The organism is Bartonella sp. P12B, assembly GCF_055796185.1.
Window position 1 is genome coordinate 1 of sequence record NZ_JBTTDI010000048.1, and the last position, 2,010, is coordinate 2,010.

Genomic DNA, 2,010 nt, shown 5'->3' on the forward strand with positions numbered 1-2,010 from the left:
CCCACAATCTTGCGCATTAATGATAGTGATCGCTTCCTTGGCTAAACGCACAACGTAATGAAAGACCGTGATCTCACCAATCTTTTCTTCTGCTGGGAAAAAGGATTTCATGGTAATGGGATTGGCAAGTTTTCCCTTGTGGATCATGTGTGAAGCGATCTCAAAGATCCTTTGATGCAAGTGTTCAAAAAAATGCTCTGCTTTAAGAAAGTTCGAAACACGATCAAGGGCGTCATTGTTCATGAGAATGGCGCCAAGCAAGGCTTGTTCTGCTTCAAGATTGTGTGGGATCTCTCGAACAGAAGAGAGCATGTTGTCCCTTTGATTGTCTAGCGCACTGCATTCTACGAGGTTGACTTTTCCCATGACTCTTTTCCCTTCTCTGGTGCCTCTAGGGTAATTTCTGTGGTGTAACCGCTTTGTTTCTCATAGCGGTGGGTCACCGTTGCGGCTTTCCATGGTCCATTGATTTGCTCCCGAAACCCTTGCAAAATGAGGGGTTGATCAGCCATGATTTCTGGACGCCCCTCTAGAACCAAAGAACCACTGCCCATGCCACGACACAGCCGGTCTGATTCTGATGCGGCAGCAGCCAAAGCTTCCTCTTTGCAAGTGTAACAACCACGCAAACGCCGTGTGGGACCTGTAAGGTTTGTGCAATGTGTGACAAACAGCTGTTTTCCTTGTGAGCGTTCAAAGTAAGTTGCTTCAATGATGCCATATTGGGTGCGTGGCTCGAGGGTAAATTCCCAACTGGAACAATCCTGCTTAGCAAGATTGATTGCTGGTAAATTGTTGCCACTTAAAAATAAAAACTTATTGTCCTTGATTAAAAAACGTGCCCGCATACGCCCCGCAAGGCGGGTTAAAAAATCAATTGTAGACTGATCGGTGCGCACCACATAAGGCAAAGTTTTGCGAGTGAATCCTTTATCAACTTTGGCTTGATAACCATGGCGTTTGGCTAAAGTTTCGACAATCTCGCCAATGGTTTTGTTGTCAAAATGCTCACTTGCCTGTTCTTTGAGTTCCCCACGCATCGAAGCGCTTTTGCCGCAAAGGCGTAAAACCTCTCCATCACTGCCCCCTATACTTACAACCGATTCAACAACAAAACGCCCCATAAAGGCACTGATGCTGTCCTGATAACCAAACATCACCTGCAGGGTGCTGTTCTTTTGTGGAACCTGTAAATCATTACCCCTATCATCAAACTCCGCTTCAAAGCGATCCGCTTCATTGCCGGCATGATCGGTAATGGTGGCGCTGATAAGCCGCTGGTAAAAAACCTCATGGACGGGTTTGTCTCCAACCTTAACCACGATAAAAGGATAGGTTCGGCTTAATCCCATAACCGCTTCACTCTGCTTTGAGACTGAACAAAGACAAATTCAGGGAGAATAACAGTTAACCCCCGTGGCAAAACAGCACCATATTGGGCAATCCCCGGATTGGCTCTCAAGGTGGCTTCTAAATAGCCCTTTAAGGATCCAGCTTGCGATCGGTCTCCTAATACCGCCATGGCATGGTGAAAGCAAATCAGATCGAGGCTCATATCCTCTAACTCTATAACAACGTGCTTTGCTGGTAGCTTCATAGCTGTTGTCCCTCTTGGAAAGATCCTTGTGGTTTTCCCCCATCAAAAAAGGGTAGCAAGCTGATGGAATAGCGGATGCGCTGCGATTGACCAGAGCGGCTGATATAATCGTGGTCTTTCGTGATCGAGGTGAGCACCACGGGACCGTGGAGTATGGCACTATAGCTCATATCATTGACCCAACGAAGCATCTGCACTGGTTTTGCTGCTCGTATGGTCATAGTGAGTGCATCAATGGCTATACGATCACCAAACTCTTCTGGAAACCACACGCCATGGATGGTTTTGGCATCATTGCCATAGCCGGTAAATTGCAAGCTGGGGGCTTTACCAAAACGCTCCATAGATACCCATGAGGCGGAGAACTCTTCCTCAAAGGATTGGAAATTCAGCCAATCGACATAAAATTGATG

The 2,010-nt window shown here is 46.8% G+C and carries 4 protein-coding genes; all 4 read right to left on the bottom strand.

The window, feature by feature from the left end:
- A partial coding sequence (locus tag AC0QT1_RS08520; protein WP_473202117.1) for a DnaB-like helicase N-terminal domain-containing protein occupies positions 1-366 on the bottom strand: 366 nt, incomplete at its 3' end.
- Positions 345-1,352 carry a phage late control D family protein gene (locus tag AC0QT1_RS08525; RefSeq protein ID WP_473202118.1) on the bottom strand — a complete coding sequence of 336 codons (1,008 nt, stop codon included), beginning with the start codon at positions 1,350-1,352 and terminating at the stop codon, positions 345-347. The genes AC0QT1_RS08525 and AC0QT1_RS08520, both read right to left, overlap by 22 nt.
- Positions 1,343-1,597 (bottom strand): tail protein X, encoded by a 255-nt coding sequence (locus tag AC0QT1_RS08530; protein WP_473202119.1) that lies wholly within the window; start codon positions 1,595-1,597, stop codon positions 1,343-1,345. Before AC0QT1_RS08530 ends, AC0QT1_RS08525 begins: the two co-directional genes overlap by 10 nt.
- A partial coding sequence (locus AC0QT1_RS08535; protein ID WP_473202120.1) for a phage tail protein occupies positions 1,594-2,010 on the bottom strand: 417 nt, incomplete at its 5' end. The genes AC0QT1_RS08530 and AC0QT1_RS08535, both read right to left, overlap by 4 nt.